Here is a 21,106-nt window from a genome sequence, read left to right as displayed (position 1 = left end):
TTATAGTTTTGTTGGCATTGGTTTGCTGCCATCAATATTATACTTCTTTATGGCTTCTTTAGCGTATTTAGAAGCTATCAGTTGCTCTTTTGCTAACACACTCAGTCCATAGGCAACAATATGCTCTTTATCAACTTCAAAAAATTTTCTAAGGTTTTTTCTAGTGTCACTTCTTCCATAACCATCTGTCCCTAAAGAATAAAAACTTTTATTAGTATAAGGTCTAATTTGGTCAGAATTCATTCTCATATAATCTGAGGCTGCCATAATCGGTCCTTCAGTTTTTCCTAAACACTGTTCTACAAATGAAACTTTTTGTTCTTTATCAGGGTTTAAGAGATTATATCTTTCAACTTCCATGCCATCTTTTCTCAACTCATTAAAGCTAGTAACACTCCAAATTTCACTATCTATCTGATATTCATTTTGAAGAATTTCTGCTGCAGACATCATTTCTCTCAATATTGTACCTGAGCCTAAAAGTTGAATTTTTGTTTTTCCATACCTATTAAATTCTTTAATCTTGTACATTCCTTTAAGAATTCCATCTTCACAATTTTTATCTTTTGGCATTCCTGGATGTGAATAGTTTTCATTCATGGTTGTGATATAATAAAAAACATTTTCATTTTTTTCATGCATTCTTCTCAAGCCTTCTCTAAAAATAACAGCTAACTCATAATGAAAAGTTGGGTCATATGTTACACAATTTGGTATCGTTGAAGCTATCAAGTGACTGTGTCCATCTTGGTGTTGTAATCCTTCACCAGCCAAAGTAGTTCTTCCAGCTGTTGCTCCAATTAAAAAACCTCTGGCCTGACTATCTCCAGCAGCCCATGCAAGATCTCCTATTCTTTGAAAACCAAACATTGAGTAAAAAATATAAATTGGAATCATTTCAATATCATGATTCGTGTAAGCTGTTGCAGCTGCAATCCATGATGACATTGCTCCAGCTTCATTAATTCCTTCCTCTAATACTTGTCCACTTTTATCTTCTCTATAAGAGCTTAACTGTGCAGAGTCTTCAGGTTCATATTTTTGACCTTCATGAGCATATATTCCTATTTTTTGAAAAAATCCTTCCATGCCAAAAGTTCTTGCTTCATCAGGAATAATTGGGACTAACCTCGGTGAAACATTCTTGTCTCTTAGCAAATTTGTAAACATTCTAACTAATGCCATGGTTGTAGACATTTCTTTTTCACCTGTTGATACTTTCATAAAATCAAAAATATCTTTTGCTGGTGCTTTAATTGGCTTTGCGTAAGTTGTTCTCTCTGGCAAAGAACCCCCAAGGTTCATTCTTCTTTCTTTGATGTATTTAATTTCAGGAGATTTTTCGTCTGGCTTAAAATACTCTACATTTTTTACTTGATCGTCAGTCAAGGGCACATCAAAACGATCTCTATAATATAATAAATCGTCTACGTCTAATTTCTTAGTTTGATGAGTTGTGTTAACACTTTCGCCTGTTTTTCCCATGCCATAACCTTTAATGGTTTTAGCGATTATAACCGTTGGGCTGCCTTGATTTTTTGATGCCTGATCATATGCTGCATAAACTTTATGAGGATCATGACCACCTCTATTCAATCTCCAAATATCTTTATCTGACAAACTAGAAACTAGCTCTTGTGTCTCTGGATATTTTCCAAAAAATTTTTCTCTAACGTAAGCTCCATCTCTAGCCTTCATTGCTTGATACTCACCATCAACAGTTTCGTTCATAGCTTTAACTAAATGACCTGTTTTATCATTAGCAATCAGTGAGTCCCAGTAAGAACCCCAAATTACTTTAATTACATTCCAACCAGCTCCTCTAAAACTTCCTTCTAGCTCTTGAATAATTTTTCCATTACCTCTAACAGGTCCATCTAATCTTTGAAGATTACAGTTTATAACAAATATTAAATTATCCAGTTTTTCCCTAGAAGCTAACCCTATAGCACCTAAAGACTCAGGCTCATCCATTTCTCCATCACCAAGAAATGCCCAAACTTTTCTACCTTCATCTTTAATTAATCCTCTATTAATTAAATATTTCATATATCTCGCCTGGTAAATTGCAAGCATAGGTCCTAATCCCATTGACACAGTTGGAAACTGCCAAAACTTTGGCATCAACCAAGGGTGTGGATATGAAGAAAGTCCCCCTGGTTTTACTTCTTGTCTAAAACTATCTAATTGTTTTTCATTTAATCTGCCTTCTAAAAATGCTCTAGCATAGATGCCTGGTGCACTATGACCTTGAAAATAAACTAAATCACCACCAAATTTATTATTTTTAGCTCTCCAAAAATGATTCATTCCTACATCATAAAGTGTTGCTGCAGATGCGAATGTTCCTATATGACCACCTAATTCAGGAAATTTTTCATTTGCTCTCACAACCATGGCTGCTGCATTCCATCTAATTAAAGATCTAATTCTTCTTTCAATGTTCTGATCTCCATTGGACTTGACTTCTGCCTCTGGTGGGATTGTATTTATGTAAGGAGTGTGTTGTGTATAAGGAATATTTGCACCTTCTTGATATGCTTTGTTGATTAATTCTTTTATCAAAAAATGAGCTCTTTGATTTCCATCTTTTTCAACAACTGCAGATAAAGACTCTAACCAATCTTGTGTCTCTAATGGATCAATATCATTTTCATTTGTAACTTGAATTATTGTTTGTTTTTTTTCTGGGGCTGGACTTTGTTGACTAGCTTCTTCTTTTTTTTCATTCTTTAAAACAGATTCTGCTTGTTTAATAATACTTTCTGTATCTTTAGGAATTGGCTTTTCTGAAGGGCTTTCTTTTGAAGACTCAATACTTAATAATATGTCTCCTTTAGAAACTTTATCACCCACTTTAATATTTACAGATTCTATCTTGCCAGAAACTGTTGATGGAATTTCAACACTAGATTTGTCACTCTCAATGGTAACAACAGGATCATTTAAGTTTATTTGATCTCCAACTTTTACTAAAAGTTCAATGACCTCAACTTTTTCAAATTCACCAATGTCCGGAACAAGTAATTTTTCACTCATTATTTTAAATCGATTTATACACTTAAAAAAAACTATATCTCATGTTATTTTAGCACAATAATAAGCCTTTTTGTGCAAACCTGTATTTTTATTGAACAAAAAACTTTAAAATTAACAAATAAATAAGAAGTTAATTTCTCTCAATGCACATGGCTATTCCCATTCCACCACCAATACAGAGGGTGGCACAACCTTTGCTTTTATTTCGTCTAATCATCTCATGAATAAGAGTTACTAAAATTCTGGTTCCTGAAGCTCCAATTGGATGTCCTAATGCAATTGCCCCACCATTAACATTTACAATCTCTTTAGGAATTTTAAGATCTCTAATTACAGCAATACTTTGAGCTGCAAATGCTTCATTTATTTCAAATAAATCGACATCTTCTCTCCTCCATTCAGCTTTTTCTAAAGCTATATTAACAGCTTGAATTGGACCTAACCCCATCAACGAGGGTTCAACACCACAAGTTGCCCAAGAGACTACTTTAGCTAAAGGCTCTATGTCTCTATGTTCTGCTTCATCTCTAGACATTAATATAGTTGCTGCCGCACCATCATTGATTCCTGATGAATTTCCTGCGGTGACTGTTCCATTTTCTTTGAAAACAGTTTTTAGTTTTTTTAGATCTTCTAAATTTAAATTGCTTCTTGGATGTTCATCTTTTTCAAAAAGAAAATTTTTATTATCTGTATCAATCTTTAATTTGATCAGCTCATTTTTGAATCTATTTTCATTTATAGCTTGTTGAGTTTTTTCTTGAGAATTTAATGCAAATAAATCTTGTTCATCTCTAGAAATTTTATATTTTTCTGCAACATTTTCAGCAGTTATTCCCATGTGATAATTGTTAAACGAGTCTATTAATCCATCATTGATCATCGTATCTACTAACTTATTTTCATCTAGTCTTTTATCTTCTCGATAAAATATAGCATGTGGTGCTCTAGACATATTTTCTTGTCCACCAGCAACTATAATTTTATTTTCACCTAGTTTAATAGACTGATATCCTGAAATTACAGATCTTAATCCAGATCCACATACTTGATTGATTATATGTGCAGGTTTTGAAACTGGAATTCCAGCATGAATAGAAGCTTGTCTTGCTGGGTTTTGTCCTAGTCCAGAAGTTAAAACATGTCCCATAATCACTTCATCAATATCGTCTGATTTTAATTTTGATTTATAGACAGCTTCTTTAATAGCTAATGCACCTAATTTATCAGCACTCAAATCTTTTAAAGATCCTTTATATGTGCCTATAGGTGTTCTTAATGCAGCTGTAATAACTACATCATCTAGTTTTTTGGTCATTGCTAATACAACATAATATTTTATAAGTTAAATTACATTAAAAACTTTGATATACTGAGTAAATTATTTAATTAAGGACCGCTGGCCAAATTGGATAAGGCGCTCGGCTACGAACCGGGAGATTCCAGATTCGAGTTCTGGGCGGTCCACCAAAAAGGATAAATAAAAAAATGTTAGATTGGCTACTAAAATCATCTCTACAAAAATCAGTTATATATTTTTTTATAATTGTTTTTATAATCTTATTAATTTTAACCTTCATATTATAAAAATTATGAGTAATGAATTTGAACAAATAAGTATTAAATCTGGTTTTATGAAACACAATGGTGGTGTTTTATTTAGAACTATGTCTGAAACAGAATATGAGTTTAAATCTATAATTAATGAAAACCATTTGAATAATGCAGGAATAACTCATGGTGGTTATTTATCAGCCTTAATTGATGCAGGTGCAGGAACTGCTGCACACAGAGCGTCAGGTAATGCACCTTGTGTAACCATTTCATTAGACTTAAAATTTATTGGTGCATCTAAAGTGGGAGATGAAATCACCGGTTTTACAAGAATTTTAAAAAAAACAAATTCACTAGTATTTTTGTTTTGTGAACTAAAATGTAACAATAAAATTATAACCTCTGCTTCAGGTATATGGAAAATTTTAAAAATAAAATCTTCTAACTTAGGTCCAGGTGGTTAATTTTTAATAATTTTATAAACTTTAAAATGAGAACTTTTCTCTAATGATTCGGTCATGTTTTAGCCTATTTTTGTTCTCAAAGGACAACAATATGTGGTGGAATAAAAATTTTGGGTACCATCAATAGAAATGTCTAAAAATAAAATTACAGCTGTTCTTGGTCCAACAAATACCGGCAAAACCTATCTCGCAATAGAAACTATGCTTTCATTTGATTCTGGAATGATTGGGTTTCCATTACGTCTACTTGCACGAGAGGTATATGACAAAATTATAAAAAAAATAAGCTCTGATAAAGTTGCATTAATCACCGGTGAAGAAAAAATAATTCCCCCTAATGCTAAATATTTTCTTTGCACAGTAGAATCGATGCCAATCAATAAGCATTTAGATTTTGTGGGTATTGATGAAATACAAATGTGTGCAGATCATGAGAGAGGTCATATTTTTACTGATAGATTGTTAAATCTTCGTGGCGAAAAACTAACGATGTTTATGGGATCTAGCACTATTAAAAATATAGTTAATAAATTGAATGAAGACACTGAGTTTATAAATAGAGAAAGACTTTCAAAACTTACTTATGTAGGGCATAAAAAAATATCAAGAATAAATAGAAAAACTGCAATAATAGCTTTTTCAACTGAAGAGGTTTATGCAATTGCTGAGCTTGTACGTAGACAAAAAGGTGGAGCAGCTATTGTTATGGGCTCTCTAAGTCCAAAAACCAGAAATGCACAGGTTGAATTATATCAATCAGGGGATGTTGATTTCCTAGTTGCTACAGATGCAATTGGTATGGGAATTAATATGGATTTAGAAAATGTATATTTTTCAAACCTTAAAAAATTTGATGGTAAAAAATTAAGACGTCTTAATATGTCTGAGATTGGGCAAATTGCTGGAAGAGCAGGCAGATATTTAAATGATGGTAGTTTTGGAGTGACTGGAGACTGCAAAGATATTTCAGCTGAGGAAGTAGAATTACTTGAAAATCATAAATTTGAAGAAATTAGAATGTTATTTTGGAGAAATTCTAATTTAAATTTTAATAACGCTTTAAGTTTAATTAAATCACTTGAAGAAAAACCCAATAAAGATTGGTTAAGGAAAATACACGAGTGCGGAGATGAAAAAGTATTAAAATATTTTTTAAAAGATATGGAAGGTAACAAAATTGAAAATAATAGAGAAACACTTGAATTACTTTGGGAGTGTTGTCAAATTCCAGACTTTGTGAAAAAAACATATGGAAATCATATTGAAGTTGTTGGCAAGGTATTCAATTTTTTAAATAGCAATGATGGTAAAATTACCAATGATTATATGAGGTTACAGTTAATGAAATTAGATAAATTAGAAGGAAATGTAGATTCTTTGTCAAATAGAATTGCAAATGTTAGAACTTGGTCATATGTTTCTAATAAAATTAATTGGGTTGAAAACCAAGATTATTGGATAGAAAAAACAAAACTATTAGAAGATAGATTATCAGATAGACTACATGAAGAGCTTACAAAAACATTTATTGATAAACGAGCCAGTGTACTAGCAAGAGGCTTAAACCAAGATATGGATTTTAAAACTGAAATAATGGAAGACGATAAAGTAATAATTGATGAGCAGTTTATTGGTGATTTAAAAGGTCTAAAATTTGAAATGGACTTAAAGGTTGGGGCTTTAGAAACTGACATTAAATCTTTGAAAAAGGCAGCAAGACAGACTGTGGGGCCCGAGCTTCAAAAAAGAGTTCAGTTAATCATAGAAACAGGTCTAATTGAATTAAAAGATGATTTTAAAATCTATTGGAAAAATTTTCCTATTGCAAAATTAGTAACCGGAAAAGATTATTTAAATCCAGATATACTTTTAATAGTAGATGATCTTTTAGATAATAATGACAAACAAAAATTATCAGAATTTATTGAAAAATGGGTTAATGAAAAAATTAATTTAATACTAAAAAGTTTAATTGATCTAAGAAATTTAAAAGAAAGTAACTCATCCATTAAAGCTTTAGCTTATCAATTGTATGAAAACAATGGTGTAGTTAAAAGAGAAATGGTTACCGAATACTTAAAAAAACTTGGGCAAGATGAAAGAAAAATTTTAAGAGACTTAGGGGTGAAGTTTGGGCGTTATCATATTTTTTTATTCAAACTATTAAAACCTGAAGCAGTTTCTTTAAGAACTTTATTGTGGAAAAATTTTAACCAAAAGTATTTTGAGTTGACGCCACCTACGTTTGGTTTAAATTTTTTAGATGACAAAAATAAAAGAAATAAAAAATTTATGCTTTTATGTGGATTTGAAAATTTTGATAATTATTTTGTTAGAATTGACATCTTAGAGAGATTATTTATGCTAATTATTAACGCTAGCCCCGAAAAGGATAAAGAAATTAAACTAGTACCAGAGATGCTTAATTTATTAGGATGTAGTAAAGATAACTTTAAGAAATTGATTGAAAAAATGAATTATAAAACTTTAGAAAAAGACAATGATATGTATTTTAGATATAATCCAAAAAAACAAATTAAAAAAACTTTTAAAAAAATAGATACTTCAAACAGCCCATTTAAAGTATTGAAAAACTTAAATTTGAATTAATGATTAGCTTTTTTAAAAATAAAGAAAAAAATGAACCTCAGGATAACTCTTATTCTAAAATTGCTGCCTTGCTAATTCATGCAGCAAAAATAGATGAGGCTTATGAAAAAAAAGAAGAAGATATTGTTAAAGAAACGCTTATTGATTTAGGCGCACCCGTCTCTGAGATAGATAAAATTATGTCTGAAGCAATAATTGTTGAAGATAACTCAAATCAAATATTAGATTTTACAAGAGAAGTAAAAAATGTTCCAGATTCTGATAAAATTAAAATAATTGAGTCATTATGGAAAATCATCTATTCAAACGATAGTGCTGACATTTATGAAACAAACTTAATGAGAAGACTCTCAGGTTTACTATATGTGGATGCCAAGACAATGGGCGACTTGAAGTTAAAAGTAAAAAGTGAATTGGGAAAATGACATACGTTGTAAATGATAAATGTATTAAGTGTAAACTAATGGACTGCGTTGAAGTCTGTCCTGTTGATTGCTTTTATGAAGGCAAAAATATGCTTGTAATTAAACCGGAGGAGTGTATAGATTGTGGCGTTTGCGAGCCAGAATGTCCAGTAGATGCGATAGTAGCAGATACTGAGTCTGGGAGCGAAAAATGGCTTGAACTAAATACAAAGTATTCTGAAATTTGGCCAAATATAACTATTAAAAAAGATCCTCCAGAGGATAATGAAAAATATAAAAATGAAGAAAACAAGTACGACAAATATTTTAGCGAAAATCTTTAAAAAAACTCCTGAGAAAAAAGTAAAAAAAAAAACTAAAGCAAAGGTAGCAAAAAAGCCTACGCCTACTAAAGCTAAAGTTATAAAAAAAAATATCTCAGTAAAAAAAACTAAAACAATAAAAGCAACTCCAACTAAAATTAAAAAAAATTTAAAAACAGTTTCTAAAAAAGCTGTTCCAGAAAAAGTAGAAATTAAAACTGATAATTTAAGAATTTCAAAAAGTAATGAGGTTAAGCCTGAAATTAAAAAGGTAAAAAAACAAGAAACAGAAAAAAAAGAATATAAAGTTAAAGATTACGTTGTTTATCCAAAACATGGCGTTGGCCAAATTACAGAGTTTAAAAAAATTAATATTGGCGGAATTGATGTTGAAACTTATGTTCTTAAATTTGAAAAAGACAAAGCCAATGGTATGGTTCCTGTAAATAAGCAATCTCATCTTAGACCTCTTGCAACAATAAATCAGGTCAATAAATGTATATCTATTTTAAAAAGCAAGCCAAAAATTAAAAGATCTATGTGGAGTAGAAGAGCACAGGAATATGAAGCAAAAATTTCTTCAGGCAAAATCTATGAGCTTGCAGAAGTTGTTAGAGATTTAAATAAAGGTGACGACTTAATGGTTGATCAATCATACAGTGAAAGACAGTTGTTTGAAAAAGCTTATGAAAGAATTTTATCTGAATTTCAAATAGTGATGGGTGTATCATTAGAAGATACCCAGAAAAAATTAGATAAGGCTTTAAAGAGAAATTTGGAGGGCCAAGCAAAAGCTGTGGCTGCACCAACTAAGATTAAAGAATCTATCACAGAATCTGACACAGACTCAGAGCCAATTACCGATACTGAGGATTAAAAATTAGGGCAAAAAAAAACGCCTCTCACACATAACGTTATGAGAAGCGTTTTTTGAAAAGTCTAAGATACTATCTTTTTCTTTTCTTCGCTTTTTTAGCTTTTTTAGCTTTTTTCTTAGTCTTCTTTTTAGCTTTTTTAGCTTTTTTCTTTGTAGCCATCTTTAGCTCCCTGTTTAAGTTAAACGAATCAAAGTGATTCGTTGTTAACTTATTTTTATTTTTTTATACAAGTGATGTCAATTCATTAATTAATTGGCAAATTATAAATTTATTTTTTAAAAAAAATTTTTATTTAAAATTTTTGTTATGTAAAAAACATTAACGTTTATGCGACTTATAATGTCTTTTATAAAAATTAATTAAAAAGTTTTTCTAACTCATTTTGATAAGTTTTTATAATTTTATATCTTTTTAATTTTAAAGTAGGGGTCATCATATTGTTTTCAATTGTAAATTGATTTTTAATTACAAAAAACTTTTTTATTTTTTCTATTTTACTTAAATTTTTATTTATTTTTTCTATTTCTGTTTTAATTTCTTCATTCTTTATATTTTTATATTCTGAGCTTAAAACAATTAAACAAACTAGATAAGGTTTGTTGTCACCATAAACTAAACTTTGCTCTATGTAATTAGATTTATTTAAATCACTCTCTATTTTGATTGGAGAAATATTATCTCCACCTGGAGTTATAATTATATCTTTTTTTCTATCTGTTATTTTTAAAAACTCGCCATCAAACTCTCCAATGTCACCTGTAGATAACCATCCATTCTTTAAAACTTTATTTGTTTCTTCTTCATTATTCCAGTAACCCAACATCACATTTTCTCCTTTAACCAGAATCTCACCATCATTTGCAATTTTAACTAAATTTCCCCTAAATGGTTTGCCCACAGTTTCTACCCTAATTTCATTAATAGAATTACAGCTTACTACAGGAGATGTTTCGGTTAATCCGTACCCTTGTAACGTTGGGAGACCAATTGCATTTAAAAAGCAACCCACTTCTTTGTCTAACGCTCCTCCTCCTGAAATAAATGCCTTTAGATTTCCACCAAATTGTTCTTTGATTTTCTTTCGTACTAAAAGATCACAAACAAAATTTATTAAACTTTCTATTAATGAAAATTGCACTCTATTTAATTTCTTATTTCCAAGTTTGATGGTTTGATTGATTAAGAATTTTTTTATTCCTGTAGCTTTACTAAAATTAGTATTTATTTTTTGATGTAAATTTTGATAAAATCTAGGAACTGCTGTCATTATCTCAGGTGAACAATTTTCCATATTTTTTATAAGTTTTTCTATACTCTCAGCATAGAATACCTGTGCTCCCACGACTATTTGAACAAATTGGACTGTATGTTCATATGAATGAGAAAGGGGTAGCCATGTCAAAAATTTAGGTTTTTTTGAGACAAACTCTTTTAATAAACCAAGGGCTCCCTCACAATTGTTTAAAATTCCACCATGGCTTAATACAACTCCTTTTGGATTTCCCTGGGTACCAGATGTATAAATTATACAAGCAATATCTTTTCTTTGAATTTTTAATTCAGAAAAATTTAAGGAATTAAAGTTTTTATTAGCAAAAATTTGATTAATACTTACATGAAGTTCTTGGTCAAATTCTTCAATTACATCAAAAAAAATAATTTTTTTTATAAATTTTTTTTTAGGTATAATATTTTTTACTTTTAAATACTGTGTCTTATTAGAAATGATTAAAACAGTCGGAGTGCAATCATCAATTATATACTCATAGTCTCTTTCTACATAAGTTGTATAAGCCGGAACTGTTATGCCCTCCGAAAGCATAATAGATAAATCTGATATCATCCACTCTGGTCTATTTTCTGATATTAACAAGCATCTATCACCTTTTTTTATATATCTTGATATTTCCTCAGAAAGTTTAATGACATTTGAATATACATCTTCCCAAGAATATTTTTTTTCAACTTCTTTTAAGGATTGTAAAAACACACTTGTTTTATCTTGTGTAAGATACTGTTTATAAAATAGTTCTAATAAATTATTAATTTTGTTTATTTCCATAATATATTGGTGGGCGAAGAGAGAATCGAACTCTCACTTCTTGCGAAACACGATTTTGAGTCGTGCGCGTCTACCAGTTCCGCCACTCGCCCTTTGTTTTCCTTATTATAACTATAAAATTAAATAGTATAAGAACATAATTTATATTAAAAACAAAAAAATGCTTAATGAATTATATCAAAAAACTTTAAAACTTGCTGCCCACAAGAAGTCAAATACTTATCTTGCAATTTTATCTTTTACTGAAAGTTCTTTTTTTCCAATCCCACCTGACGTTATGATTGCTCCAATGGTTATTGCAAAAAAAAATGATTATTTAAAAATTTTTTTAATAGCTACTTTGTTTTCTTCACTTGGAGGTATCCTTGGATATTTCATTGGATCTTATTTTTTTGATCTTGGAATGATTGTAGTAGAATTTTATAATTATGAAGAAAAGGTAATTAATCTTAAAAATAGCTTATCTGAGGGAAGTGGTCTTTATGTGTGGCTTGCTACATTATTTCTTGCTGGGTTTACGCCTTTGCCCTTTAAAGTATTCACAATAACAAGTGGTATGATTGGTTTTAATTTGCCTATATTTTTCATTATTTGTCTATTTTCTAGAGGGTTGAGATTTTTTATCGTCTCATACCTATCATATAAATTTGGTGATATTTTTAGCAAGTTTATGAAAACTGATGCTGCAAAATGGTTTACAATTTTAGGTATTATAATTGTATTAATTTTTATCCTAATATATTTTGCAATTAAATAACACAAACATGATTAAACGAAAAACTACACTTCATCTTATATTGTTATTCAGTATTTTTGCTCTTTTAACAGCCTATTTTATTGAACATATTTTGGGTCATCAACCGTGCAATCTTTGTTTAATTGAAAGAATACCTTATGTTGTTTCAATAGTTATAATTTTACTTTTTATTTTTATTCAAAAGTTTGAAAGATTTTTTTTAATAATTTTAAGTATTACATTTATTATAGCATTCTCTATTTCGTTTTATCATTTTGGAATAGAGCAAGGCTTTATAAAAGAGTCTTTAGTTTGTGACCTAAATTCTAATAATGCAGATTTGACTAAAGAAGCTCTTCTAAATCAGCTAAAAGAGGTTACAGTTAGCTGTAAAGATGCAACGTTTAAAATTTTAGGATTATCTCTTGCTACAATAAATATTTTTATCTCTTTAATAATCACAACTATAACTATAAAACTTTTCTTAACTTATGAAAAAAACAAATAAAGAAAAAGTAAAAGAATTTATTCGAGTTGATCACGCAGGTGAACGAGGTGCAATAAAGATTTATGAAGGCCAATTACTAGCTCTAAATACATTTGTTAAAGATGAAAACCTTAAAAAGAAAATTGAAGAAATGAAAATTCACGAAAAAGAACACTGTGAATATTTTGAAAATGAAATTAAAAAAAGAAATATAAAACCTACAAAGTTTTTACCTTTATGGGATTTGCTTGGTGTAGGACTTGGTTTTGGCTCAACAATGCTGGGGAAAAAAGCTGCTATGCTATGCACTGCCTCAGTGGAAGAAGTAATTGACGAACATTATCTAAATCAAATTAATGAGTTAGAAAACGATGAGAAAAAATTAAAAGAAAAAATAATTAAATTTAGAGAAGATGAGCTGCATCATAAAGATATAGCCTATAAAGAAGGTGCAACTAAAAAAGGAATGTATTCTATTCTGGATAAATTAATTAAAACTGGATCAAAAATTGCTATTAATATTTCTGAGAAAATTTAATTAAGCTTCTAACTCAACATCCCAATACAAATAATCCATCCAGCTCTTGTGTAGGAAATTTGGTGGGAAATTTTTACCATTTTTATGTAGGTCTTCTGTAGATGGCTGATATGGCTTTTGATTTAAGCTCATATCCAAATTTTTTAATAACCTTCCACCTTTTTTTACATTGCATGAAGAACAAGCAGTTACAACATTATCCCAGTTGGTTTGTCCACCTTTGGATCTTGGAAGTAAATGATCAAAAGTAAGATCTTCACCACTTCCACAGTATTGACATGAAAATTTATCTCTTAAAAAAACATTAAATCTTGTGAAGCTAGGATTAGACTGTGGTTTTATAAAACTTTTTAATGCAATAACACTTGGTAATCTCATATTAAACGATGGGCTCCTAATAGCTCTGTCATAATTACTAACTATAACAACTCTATCCAAAAAAACAGATTTTATAGAATCTTGCCAGCTCCATAAAGACAATGGATAATAACTTAAAGGCCTATAATCTGCATTTAACACTAGCGCAGGACATTTTTCTAAAGACAAATTCTGATCGTTAAAAATCATTATAAAAAACTCTAACTGAAAAAAAATAATTTATCAATAAATAGAATTTAATTATATTTGAAAGTTATTTTTAATATAATTTAAAGCCGCGCTTGATGCCTCAATAGGAATATGATGTTCACAATTCTTTATCATTTTGGTTTCAATTTCAATATTATTTCTAATTAGGAAATCTTTTGCCTCTAATAAAAATGTTGGTGACACAACTGCGTCTTGATCACCATGTATCAATAGCATTTTAGTAGAAGAAGATTTTCTCATACTAAGATCATCTTGATTAATTATCTTACCAGAAAAACCAACAATACAATTATAATTTTGATTGCTAGTTAAACCTAAATTAATAGACATCATGCATCCTTGACTAAATCCTGATAAGCAAATTTGAGAATTATTAAGATTATATTCAGTTTTAACTTCTTCAATATATTTTTGGAGTTTATTTTCTGCTTTTTTAGATTCTTCTAGAATATAACTTGGATCATCTTTAGTTAAATCAAACCATTGAAAACCTGCTGGGTTAATTTTACATTCTTCATGACCATCTGGACATAAAAAAATAGTATTAGGCAAAAATCTTTTCCAATTTAAGGTCAACATACTTATGTCTTTCCCATCACCCCCATAACCGTGCAGTAAAATAATAGCATTTTTAATTGGCATATCTTTTTCTGGCTTAATAATTGTAGTTGATAGACAAAGTGTCATAGATGTTTTTATTATGTTTTTTTTATTAAAAATTATTCTACAATAGTTTCATGATAACAGGAACATTAGTTAAAATTTTAGGTATTGTGCTTTTAATAGTTGTAGCAGTCGTCTTGATCTTAGGAATTGGAACTTTGTTCAAAGGTGGCGAAACTAGCAAAAAATATTCGAATAAACTGATGCAGCTAAGAGTGTTGCTGCAATTCATTGCTATAGTAGCATTGGTTAGTTTTGCTTATTTCTTTAAAGATTAATCGTATTGTTTTAGCCAATTAATAAAATCCAAATTATTAAAATCAATAGATCCCATAATACGCCCAAACTCTTCACCTTTTTTATTAAATAAAATAGTTGTAGGAACTCCCCTTAAAGAAAATTTTTTAGCCAAAGTAATTGGCGCATCAAAATATATCTCTAGATTTTGAATATTTAGTTCTCTAAAAAAAGAATCTGATTTAGAGAAATTTTCCTGGCCAATATTAATAGGAAAAATTTTTAAGTTATCAAAATTACTATTTGACTGTAAGTCATCTAGAGATGGCATCTCCTCTCTGCAAGGAGCACACCAAGTAGCCCAAAAATTCAATATTAACAATTTTCCTTTAAAATCATCTAAATTTACATCATAATTATTTGAGTCTTTAAAAACTACTCCCTCATATATTTTTGTATTTTTTGATAAAACTAAATTTTTTATATTAGGTTTTTCTAGTGCATAACTAATGTTGCTAGTTATTAGGTAGATAAATATTAATAATAATTTCATGCTAAATATGTATAATTAATTATCATGGTAAAAAATAAAAACAATATGGCAATATGGGGATCAAGAATAAAGAAAGATGCCTCAACTTTGTTCCAAAAAGTTGGTAATTCAATAGATATTGATAAAAAGCTTTTTCAAGAAGATATTTTAGGATCAATCGCACATGTTGAGATGTTATTTAGACAAAAAATTATTTCTTTTAAAATTAAGAATAAGATAATTTTTGGACTTAATAAAATTGAGAAAGAAATTTTAAAAAATAAATTTGAATATAATAAAAAATATGAAGATATTCATATGAATATTGAAAAAAGATTATTTCAAATTATAGGAGAAGAGGCTGGATATGTTCACACGGCTAGATCTAGAAATGATCAGGTAATTACTGATTTTAAAATGTGGACGACTTCAGCAACTAAAGAAATTAATAAGAATTTAGACAATATTATTAAAACCATTCTCAAAATTTCAGAAAAAAATATTGAAACCATAATGCCTGGGTTTACTCATTTAAAAAATGCACAAGCTGTATCTTTTGCGCATTATTTAATGTCTTATGTAGAAATGTTTAATAGGGACAAAAAAAGATTTACCTATAATTTAGAAAGTTTATCAGAAAATCCTTTGGGTGTTGCTGCTTTAACAGGTACTTCTTTTAATATTGACAGAAATTTTACTTCAAAAAAACTAGGCTTTAAAAGACCAACAAATAATTCAATTGATACTGTTGCAGATAGAGATTTTGTTCTAGATTTTTTATATAGCGCTTCTGTTTGTTCAATGCATATTTCAAGAATTGCTGAAGAGCTTATTATTTGGAACTCTGATGGATTCAACTTAATTGCACTTTCAGATAAAGTGGTAACTGGTTCTTCGATAATGCCTCAAAAGAAGAATCCCGATTTGTTAGAATACTTAAGAGGGAAAACTGGAATGGTTTATGGAAATTTATTTTCAATGCTGACAATTCTTAAAGGACTTCCCATATCTTATTTTAAAGATCTTCAAGATGACAAAGAAATACTCTTCAAATCTAATGAAATCCTCAATAATAGTATTGCTATTCTTAATGAGGTTTTAAAAAATCTAAAGCCTAATAAACAACAAATGTTAGACCTTGCTAACTCAGGCTATATTACAGCTACTGACTTAGCTGACTATCTTGTTAAAAATCATTCAATGCCATTTAGAAAAGCGTATCAAACTACAGCTTCTATTGTGAATTATGCAGAGAAAAAAAAGAAAAAATTGAATGAATTAAATATTGACGAACTAAAGAAAATTGAACCAAGGCTCACAATTGAAGTTTTAAAGATATTTAATGTGAAAAACTCTGTTAACTCTAAAAAATCTTATGGTGGAACGTCTTTTGATAATATCAAAAAAATGATAATGAAATATAAAAAGATGTAAAATGATAAAAAAACTAATTTTAATTTTTATAATTTGTTCTTTCTTGTTTTCATGTGGAAAAAAAGGAGATCCTCAATATGAGGGGAATGAAATGGTTTTTCCAAAGTCAGTAGATTGATGAAATATATAAATAAAAACTTAACAATTGAAAAAGTTAATGTTCAAAAAATAGCAAAAAAGTTTGGTACACCAACTTATTGTTATTCACACAAACGGCTAACAGAAAATATAAAAAATTTTAAAAAAAATTTTAGCTCTTTTTCTCCATTGATTTGTTTTGCTGTCAAATCCAATACTAATGTAAATCTGATAAGAGAAATTAGAAAATTAGGGCTAGGTGCTGATGTTGTTTCAATGGGTGAGTTAATGATGGCTCTAAAAGCAGGTATAGACCCAAAAAAAATTGTTTTTTCGGGCGTGGGTAAAACTTCAAAAGAAATAAGTTATGCAATTGATAAAAAAATTTTATTAATAAATGCTGAGTCTAAAAGTGAAATTATTGAAATTGAAAAAATTGCAAAATCAAAAAAAAAAATAGTTAATATAGGTATTAGACTTAATCCCAATACAGATGCTAAGACATTAAAACAAATTTCAACTGGAAAAAAAGAAAATAAATTTGGTGTAGATGAAAAAACTTTTTTTGAATTAGTAAATTTTACAAATCATTCTAAAAATATTAGCCTTAAATGCTTAAGTGTTCATATTGGTAGTCAAATTTTAGATCACAAACCATATGAAAAAATGCTCAATGTAGTGAATAAAATAATAAAAAAAAGTGGTCATATCTTTGAATTTATTGATCTAGGTGGGGGCATGGGTATTTCTTATGAGAAAAATAGTAAAAAACTTAACTATCAAAAATATAACATTGCTATACAAAAATTTTTAAAGGGCCAAAAAACAAAAATAATATTTGAACCTGGTCGATCTATAGTTGGTAATATTGGATTTTTAATTTCTCAAGTTATTTATATAAAAGAAAATACTAAAAAAGATTTCATCATATTAGATGCTGCAATGAATGATCTTATGAGACCTGCATTATATGGTGCAAATCACCAAACTATACCTGTAGTAAAAAATAATAGAATTTCAAACAAAACTTATGAATTTGTAGGACCAATTTGTGAAAGTACAGACAAATTTACAACTATAAAAGGTTTTCAGAAATTAAAAGAAAAAGATCTTGTGATAATGTGTGATGTTGGAGCTTATGGAATGTCACTAAGCTCAAATTACAATGTAAGACCAAAGCCAGCAGAATTAATAATTAAAGGATCAAAGATTAATATTATTAAAAAAAGACAAAAACTAAAAGATTTGATTTAGTTTTTGATTAATATGATAAGAAATTTTTTATTTTCATTATTTTTTTTCTTAGGAATAGTTTTAATTTCCATAATTTTCTTGCCAGCAATTTTACTACCAAAAAAAATAGTTTTATTTGGTGGAAAAATTATGGGCTTTTGGACTTCTTTATGTTTAAAAATATTTTTATCAACAAAGATAATCATTAAAGGTAGGGAAAACATAATTAGAGGAAAAAAATTTTTTATAGCTGCTTCACACCAGTCAATGTTTGAAACTTTTTTTTTACAAACTATCTTTAATTCTCCTGTTTTTATTTTAAAAAAAGAATTGCTAATGATTCCTATATTTGGCTGGTATTTAAAAAAAATAGGGTCAATTTCAATTAAAAGAAATAAAATTTCTAAAGAAAACTTAGGTTTTTTCGATGATATTTCTAAACAAGTGAAATTATCTGAAAGACCTTTAATAATTTTTCCACAAGGAACAAGACTTTCTGCAGAAGATAGAACTCCTTTTAAAAAAGGATCTGGTAGAATTTATGAAGAATTAAATATTCCATGCCAACCAATCGCAATCAATTCTGGTAATACCTGGCCAAAACATGGTTGGAAAAAAATTAATACCACTCTAACTGTTTCAATTTTAAAACCTATTGAACCTGGACTAAGCAAGGAAATTTTTACAAAAGAATTGGAAAAAACTATTTACACTGAACTTGATACTTTAAGCTAGCCTTTCATAGGCATTACAACAAATATACTGTCAAAATCGCCTGGATCTTTAATTAATGCCGGAGACCCAGTATCATTGAAAAAAATTTCAATCTTATCTCCATCAAGTTGTGCTGCTACATCAATTAAATATCTAGAATTAAAACTTATTTCTAGATCATGATCAAACTTTACAGTTAAACTTTCTTTTCCATCACCACTATTTGTGTTGTTAACTGATAAGTTTAAAACGTCTTTTGACAAATTAAATTTAACTCCATCTTTTTTATCTAATGAAACTGAAGCAACTCGATCAACAGAGTCTAAAAATAATTTTAAATCTATTTCTAACTTCTTTTGATTGTTCTTAGGTATTACCTGAATATAATTTGGAAATTTTCCATCAATTAACTTAGATATTAATATACTATTATTTAATTCAAATTTTATTTTAGATTTAATATTTGAAATTTTAACATCACCATCATAACTTTCTAACAATGAGCATAGTTGAAAAATTGTTTTTTTAGGAAGTATTATTGGTTCAAAATCTACTTGCTGGTCTAATCTTATTTTTGAAATAGACATTCTATGACTGTCTGTAGCTGCTGCTGTTAAAAAATTTTTATCTTCAGTTTGTGTTTGATGAAAAAAAATTCCACTTAAATAGTGTCTTGTTTCATCATTTGAAACTGAAAATTTACATTTATTCAATAATTTCAATAATTGTTTTGATTTTATAGAAAATTCATTTTGATTAAAGTTTTCATCTGTTAGTGGAAACTCAGATGCACTAATACAATTTAAATTAAAAACAGACTTTTCAGACTCAACTTGAAGTTTACTAACGTCTGTTAAAGATAAATTAATTTTTTTTCCTGACGAAAATTTTCTTATGATGTCATACATAATAGATGACGTGGTAGTTGTGTTTCCTTCTTCTATAACTTCTACATTGTTAATTCGATGAATAAATATTAAATCTAAATCGGTTGCTGTAATTGTTAGGTTAGAATTACTCGCATTTAATAAAACATTTGACAAAATAGGGAGTGTGCTTCTTTTTTCAATTACGCCTTGGCAATAATTAAGTGCTTGTTGCAGATCTTGTTGATTAACGTTAAATTTCATTTTCTTTATTATACAATATCTGATTTTTTAGATTATTAATATTGTTTGTCATTTCTGGATCTTTTTCCTTCAATTTTTCAATGGTTTTAACTGAATGAATGATTGTTGTATGATCTCTATTAGAAAACTCTCTTCCAATTTCAGGTAATGACTTAGATGTCAAAATTTTTGTTAAATATATTGCTGTTTGTCTTGGTCTTACAAGATATCTAGATCTTCTTGAAGAAAGCATCTCACTTTTACTAATTTTGAAGAACTTACATACGGTTGATTGTATTAAATCTATTGTTACTTTGTTTTCTCCAATATTTAATAGATCTTTTAAAACTACTTTAACCTCTGATAAATTTGGAACTTTGTTGTAAATTCTTGAAAAAGAAACAACTCTATTAATTGCTCCTACTAACTCTCTAATACTTGTGGTTATTTCTGTGCTTATAAACTTTTGTATTTCTTCTGAAATATTTACTTGATTTGAGTAAAAAATGTTTAGTTCCTCTGTTTTTTGTTTAACAATTTTACTTCTAAGTTCATAGTCAGGTTTTTGTATATCCACAACAAGACCTCCAGCAAATCTTGATTTAATTCTATCTTGGATTCTTGATAATTTGTTCGGAGCTCTATCGGCAGAGATTATAACTTGTGAGCCTTTATCTAATAGTGCATTAAACGTATGAAAAAACTCTTCTTGCATTGCTTCTTTACCATTCATGAATTGAATATCGTCTATCAATAATATGTCAGTATTTCTAAAATACTCTTTAAACTTCACCATATCATTAGATTTGATTGATTTTACAAACTGATACATAAATCTCTCAGCAGAAATAAACATAACTTTGTTTTTTTCTTTTAATGAAAGACCAATTGAATTTAATAAATGTGTTTTTCCCATTCCAACTCCTCCATAAATATAAAGTGGATTATAATGAGAAATATTTTCTGAAACTTTCATGGATGCTTCATAGGCAAGTTTATTACTTGTTCCTGTTATAAAATTATCAAATCTTTTATTTGGGTCTATTCTGTTATATTGTAAGTATGTATCTTTAATGAATGATACGTTTTCATTATTTTCATTTTTAGTAAAATTATTTTCTATCTCATTTTCAGAATTTTTTTCAATAATCTTAAACTCTATTCTTGTTAAATCTTTCTTATACGTTTTTACTATTTGCAAAATTTGGTCTAAATATCTTGAAGTAATCCAGTCTCGAATAAATCTAGTAGAAACCGAAAGTAAGACATAGCTATTCATCTCTTCAACAAAGTCTATCTTTCTAAGCCAGCTTTCATATATATCGCTACCTAGCTTATTTTTCATATCCTTTTGAATTAAAGCCCAATCTAAAGCTTCAGATGAAACATCTTTTGTACTTTGTGTTGTGGTGTTGCTTGTCAT

At 28.6% G+C, this 21,106-nt stretch carries 20 protein-coding genes and 2 tRNA genes; 13 read left to right on the top strand and 9 right to left on the bottom strand.

Annotated elements, in window-relative coordinates:
• Together aceE and AC5SL4_RS00105 are read right to left on the bottom strand one after the other, a co-directional pair.
• Window positions 1-3,039 carry a pyruvate dehydrogenase (acetyl-transferring), homodimeric type gene (gene aceE, locus AC5SL4_RS00110; protein WP_494587341.1) on the bottom strand — a complete coding sequence of 1,013 codons (3,039 nt, stop codon included), beginning with the start codon at window positions 3,037-3,039 and terminating at the stop codon, window positions 1-3.
• 130 nt (window positions 3,040-3,169) lie between these two features.
• On the bottom strand, window positions 3,170-4,357 hold the full coding sequence (locus AC5SL4_RS00105; RefSeq protein WP_011281701.1) for an acetyl-CoA C-acetyltransferase: 1,188 nt from the start codon (window positions 4,355-4,357) through the stop codon (window positions 3,170-3,172).
• 75 nt (window positions 4,358-4,432) lie between these two features.
• Between AC5SL4_RS00105 and AC5SL4_RS00100 the strand changes: the two genes are divergently transcribed.
• The 6 genes from AC5SL4_RS00100 (at window position 4,433) to AC5SL4_RS00075 (ending at window position 9,271) form a co-directional block, all read left to right on the top strand.
• Window positions 4,433-4,509: transfer RNA gene (locus AC5SL4_RS00100), tRNA-Arg, on the top strand.
• Window positions 4,510-4,631: 122 nt separating this feature from the next.
• A complete protein-coding gene (locus AC5SL4_RS00095; RefSeq protein WP_233788033.1) occupies window positions 4,632-5,057 on the top strand; it encodes a PaaI family thioesterase in 426 nt (141 codons plus the stop codon).
• Window positions 5,058-5,180: 123 nt separating this feature from the next.
• Window positions 5,181-7,667, top strand: coding sequence for a helicase-related protein (locus tag AC5SL4_RS00090; RefSeq protein ID WP_494587616.1), 2,487 nt, complete (start codon window positions 5,181-5,183; stop codon window positions 7,665-7,667).
• On the top strand, window positions 7,667-8,092 hold the full coding sequence (locus AC5SL4_RS00085; protein ID WP_494587340.1) for a tellurite resistance TerB family protein: 426 nt from the start codon (window positions 7,667-7,669) through the stop codon (window positions 8,090-8,092). Before AC5SL4_RS00090 ends, AC5SL4_RS00085 begins: the two co-directional genes overlap by 1 nt.
• The gene (gene fdxA, locus AC5SL4_RS00080) at window positions 8,089-8,415 is read left to right on the top strand and encodes a ferredoxin FdxA (RefSeq protein WP_006997482.1); all 327 of its coding nucleotides are present in this window, start codon (window positions 8,089-8,091) and stop codon (window positions 8,413-8,415) included. The genes AC5SL4_RS00085 and fdxA overlap by 4 nt, the downstream gene beginning before the upstream one ends.
• A complete protein-coding gene (locus tag AC5SL4_RS00075) occupies window positions 8,357-9,271 on the top strand; it encodes a CarD family transcriptional regulator (RefSeq protein ID WP_494587339.1) in 915 nt (304 codons plus the stop codon). Before fdxA ends, AC5SL4_RS00075 begins: the two co-directional genes overlap by 59 nt.
• A gap of 356 nt (window positions 9,272-9,627) precedes the next feature.
• Here AC5SL4_RS00075 and AC5SL4_RS00070 read toward each other — a convergent pair whose 3' ends face one another.
• On the bottom strand, window positions 9,628-11,334 hold the full coding sequence (locus AC5SL4_RS00070; protein ID WP_494587338.1) for an AMP-dependent synthetase/ligase: 1,707 nt from the start codon (window positions 11,332-11,334) through the stop codon (window positions 9,628-9,630).
• Window positions 11,335-11,341: 7 nt separating this feature from the next.
• A tRNA-Leu gene (locus tag AC5SL4_RS00065) sits at window positions 11,342-11,426 on the bottom strand.
• Window positions 11,427-11,494: 68 nt separating this feature from the next.
• On the opposite strand from AC5SL4_RS00065, the gene AC5SL4_RS00060 reads away from it, so the two are divergent.
• The 3 genes from AC5SL4_RS00060 to AC5SL4_RS00050 are packed head-to-tail and all read left to right on the top strand — an operon-like array spanning window position 11,495 to window position 13,095.
• Window positions 11,495-12,091 (top strand): YqaA family protein, encoded by a 597-nt coding sequence (locus AC5SL4_RS00060; protein ID WP_494587337.1) that lies wholly within the window; start codon window positions 11,495-11,497, stop codon window positions 12,089-12,091.
• Window positions 12,092-12,098: 7 nt separating this feature from the next.
• Window positions 12,099-12,578 carry a disulfide bond formation protein B gene (locus AC5SL4_RS00055; RefSeq protein ID WP_006997487.1) on the top strand — a complete coding sequence of 160 codons (480 nt, stop codon included), beginning with the start codon at window positions 12,099-12,101 and terminating at the stop codon, window positions 12,576-12,578.
• Window positions 12,562-13,095, top strand: coding sequence for a demethoxyubiquinone hydroxylase family protein (locus AC5SL4_RS00050; RefSeq protein WP_006997488.1), 534 nt, complete (start codon window positions 12,562-12,564; stop codon window positions 13,093-13,095). Before AC5SL4_RS00055 ends, AC5SL4_RS00050 begins: the two co-directional genes overlap by 17 nt.
• Here AC5SL4_RS00050 and AC5SL4_RS00045 read toward each other — a convergent pair whose 3' ends face one another.
• Together AC5SL4_RS00045 and AC5SL4_RS00040 are read right to left on the bottom strand one after the other, a co-directional pair.
• Window positions 13,096-13,662: an HNH endonuclease gene (locus AC5SL4_RS00045; protein ID WP_494587336.1), complete on the bottom strand. Its 567-nt coding sequence runs from the start codon at window positions 13,660-13,662 to the stop codon at window positions 13,096-13,098.
• Window positions 13,663-13,713: 51 nt separating this feature from the next.
• On the bottom strand, window positions 13,714-14,370 hold the full coding sequence (locus AC5SL4_RS00040; protein ID WP_020169009.1) for an alpha/beta hydrolase: 657 nt from the start codon (window positions 14,368-14,370) through the stop codon (window positions 13,714-13,716).
• 50 nt (window positions 14,371-14,420) lie between these two features.
• On the opposite strand from AC5SL4_RS00040, the gene AC5SL4_RS00035 reads away from it, so the two are divergent.
• Window positions 14,421-14,624: a twin transmembrane helix small protein gene (locus AC5SL4_RS00035; RefSeq protein ID WP_018413748.1), complete on the top strand. Its 204-nt coding sequence runs from the start codon at window positions 14,421-14,423 to the stop codon at window positions 14,622-14,624.
• On the opposite strand, the gene AC5SL4_RS00030 is transcribed toward AC5SL4_RS00035, so the two are convergent.
• A complete protein-coding gene (locus tag AC5SL4_RS00030; RefSeq protein WP_006997492.1) occupies window positions 14,621-15,136 on the bottom strand; it encodes a TlpA family protein disulfide reductase in 516 nt (171 codons plus the stop codon). The genes AC5SL4_RS00035 and AC5SL4_RS00030 overlap by 4 nt on opposite strands.
• Window positions 15,137-15,160: 24 nt before the next feature.
• Between AC5SL4_RS00030 and argH the strand changes: the two genes are divergently transcribed.
• From argH to AC5SL4_RS00015, 3 genes are all read left to right on the top strand, one after another.
• Complete coding sequence (argH, locus tag AC5SL4_RS00025; RefSeq protein WP_020169007.1) at window positions 15,161-16,549, top strand: argininosuccinate lyase; 1,389 nt, start codon at window positions 15,161-15,163, stop codon at window positions 16,547-16,549.
• A 117-nt stretch (window positions 16,550-16,666) separates the two neighbouring features.
• Complete coding sequence (gene lysA, locus AC5SL4_RS00020; protein ID WP_494587335.1) at window positions 16,667-17,881, top strand: diaminopimelate decarboxylase; 1,215 nt, start codon at window positions 16,667-16,669, stop codon at window positions 17,879-17,881.
• A gap of 12 nt (window positions 17,882-17,893) precedes the next feature.
• Window positions 17,894-18,595 carry a lysophospholipid acyltransferase family protein gene (locus tag AC5SL4_RS00015; protein WP_011281690.1) on the top strand — a complete coding sequence of 234 codons (702 nt, stop codon included), beginning with the start codon at window positions 17,894-17,896 and terminating at the stop codon, window positions 18,593-18,595.
• Here the strand turns inward: AC5SL4_RS00015 and dnaN are convergent.
• Both dnaN and dnaA read right to left on the bottom strand, forming a co-directional pair.
• On the bottom strand, window positions 18,592-19,704 hold the full coding sequence (gene dnaN, locus AC5SL4_RS00010) for a DNA polymerase III subunit beta (RefSeq protein WP_494587334.1): 1,113 nt from the start codon (window positions 19,702-19,704) through the stop codon (window positions 18,592-18,594). The genes AC5SL4_RS00015 and dnaN overlap by 4 nt on opposite strands.
• Complete coding sequence (gene dnaA, locus AC5SL4_RS00005) at window positions 19,694-21,106, bottom strand: chromosomal replication initiator protein DnaA (protein ID WP_494587333.1); 1,413 nt, start codon at window positions 21,104-21,106, stop codon at window positions 19,694-19,696. The genes dnaN and dnaA overlap by 11 nt, the downstream gene beginning before the upstream one ends.

The organism is Candidatus Pelagibacter sp. PS_02, from assembly GCF_059418065.1.
Note: the sequence above shows the minus strand (reverse complement) of the source record. Positions and strands in the feature narration are given on the sequence as shown.

What these genes read in the sequence shown, in the direction of transcription:
- AC5SL4_RS00055 (WP_006997487.1), top strand. Translation starts at nt 12,099, where the DNA reads ATGATTAAACGAAAAACTACACTTCATCTTATATTGTTATTCAGTATT.
- aceE (WP_494587341.1), bottom strand. Translation starts at nt 3,039, where the DNA reads ATGAGTGAAAAATTACTTGTTCCGGACATTGGTGAATTTGAAAAAGTT.
- AC5SL4_RS00085 (WP_494587340.1), top strand. Translation starts at nt 7,667, where the DNA reads ATGATTAGCTTTTTTAAAAATAAAGAAAAAAATGAACCTCAGGATAAC.
- AC5SL4_RS00035 (WP_018413748.1), top strand. Translation starts at nt 14,421, where the DNA reads ATGATAACAGGAACATTAGTTAAAATTTTAGGTATTGTGCTTTTAATA.
- AC5SL4_RS00050 (WP_006997488.1), top strand. Translation starts at nt 12,562, where the DNA reads ATGAAAAAAACAAATAAAGAAAAAGTAAAAGAATTTATTCGAGTTGAT.
- AC5SL4_RS00105 (WP_011281701.1), bottom strand. Translation starts at nt 4,357, where the DNA reads ATGACCAAAAAACTAGATGATGTAGTTATTACAGCTGCATTAAGAACA.
- fdxA (WP_006997482.1), top strand. Translation starts at nt 8,089, where the DNA reads ATGACATACGTTGTAAATGATAAATGTATTAAGTGTAAACTAATGGAC.
- lysA (WP_494587335.1), top strand. Translation starts at nt 16,667, where the DNA reads ATGAAATATATAAATAAAAACTTAACAATTGAAAAAGTTAATGTTCAA.
- AC5SL4_RS00095 (WP_233788033.1), top strand. Translation starts at nt 4,632, where the DNA reads ATGAGTAATGAATTTGAACAAATAAGTATTAAATCTGGTTTTATGAAA.
- AC5SL4_RS00060 (WP_494587337.1), top strand. Translation starts at nt 11,495, where the DNA reads ATGCTTAATGAATTATATCAAAAAACTTTAAAACTTGCTGCCCACAAG.
- dnaA (WP_494587333.1), bottom strand. Translation starts at nt 21,106, where the DNA reads ATGACAAGCAACACCACAACACAAAGTACAAAAGATGTTTCATCTGAA.
- AC5SL4_RS00040 (WP_020169009.1), bottom strand. Translation starts at nt 14,370, where the DNA reads ATGACACTTTGTCTATCAACTACAATTATTAAGCCAGAAAAAGATATG.
- AC5SL4_RS00015 (WP_011281690.1), top strand. Translation starts at nt 17,894, where the DNA reads ATGATAAGAAATTTTTTATTTTCATTATTTTTTTTCTTAGGAATAGTT.
- AC5SL4_RS00070 (WP_494587338.1), bottom strand. Translation starts at nt 11,334, where the DNA reads ATGGAAATAAACAAAATTAATAATTTATTAGAACTATTTTATAAACAG.
- argH (WP_020169007.1), top strand. Translation starts at nt 15,161, where the DNA reads ATGGTAAAAAATAAAAACAATATGGCAATATGGGGATCAAGAATAAAG.
- AC5SL4_RS00045 (WP_494587336.1), bottom strand. Translation starts at nt 13,662, where the DNA reads ATGATTTTTAACGATCAGAATTTGTCTTTAGAAAAATGTCCTGCGCTA.
- AC5SL4_RS00075 (WP_494587339.1), top strand. Translation starts at nt 8,357, where the DNA reads ATGAAAAATATAAAAATGAAGAAAACAAGTACGACAAATATTTTAGCG.
- dnaN (WP_494587334.1), bottom strand. Translation starts at nt 19,704, where the DNA reads ATGAAATTTAACGTTAATCAACAAGATCTGCAACAAGCACTTAATTAT.
- AC5SL4_RS00030 (WP_006997492.1), bottom strand. Translation starts at nt 15,136, where the DNA reads ATGAAATTATTATTAATATTTATCTACCTAATAACTAGCAACATTAGT.